General features: G+C 38.8%; 1 pseudogene. It reads right to left on the bottom strand.

Going from position 1 to position 590, the window contains the following annotated elements:
• Positions 1-590, bottom strand: a pseudogene (locus tag SB717_RS33415) (excinuclease ABC subunit UvrA); the annotation flags it as partial.

The following is a 590-nucleotide window of genomic DNA, read 5'->3' as shown; positions in this document are numbered from 1 at the left end:
AATAAACCTTCTCTTCCCCGCTTCCATACAACACTTTATCAAATAAATCTTTCGGTATATCTTTCACAGGCATATCCATATCAATGCCGTAGTGATTACATACAGATTGTAAAAGTTGTGGATAGTATTGTGAACTTGTCGGTTCCCAAGGTGCAATCGCATGTTCATTTAATGATAAATCCCAGTTCGGGATAACAAGTTCTAAATCTACCTCTAACTTTGAACCAAGTCCATCACAAGAAGGACAAGCTCCGAACGGACTGTTGAATGAGAACATACGCGGCTCTAATTCTCCGATTGAAAAACCACAATGCGGACAAGCATGATGTTCACTAAATAGAAGTTCCTCTTCTCCCATTACATCGATTAAAACTCGGCCTCCGCCAAGCTTTAATGCACTTTCAAGTGAATCAGCAAGACGGCTTGCGATTCCTTCTTTTACAACAATACGGTCAATTACAACTTCAATAGAATGCTTCTTATTTTTATCTAACGTAATCTCTTCAGACACATCAAGCATTTCACCATCAACACGTACACGAACATATCCTTGCTTCTTAATATCTTCAAGTACTTTCACATGTGCACCT

The organism is Priestia sp. SIMBA_032, assembly GCF_046535215.1.
GTDB lineage: Bacteria > Bacillota > Bacilli > Bacillales > Bacillaceae_H > Priestia > Priestia aryabhattai.
Note: the sequence above shows the minus strand (reverse complement) of the source record. Positions and strands in the feature narration are given on the sequence as shown.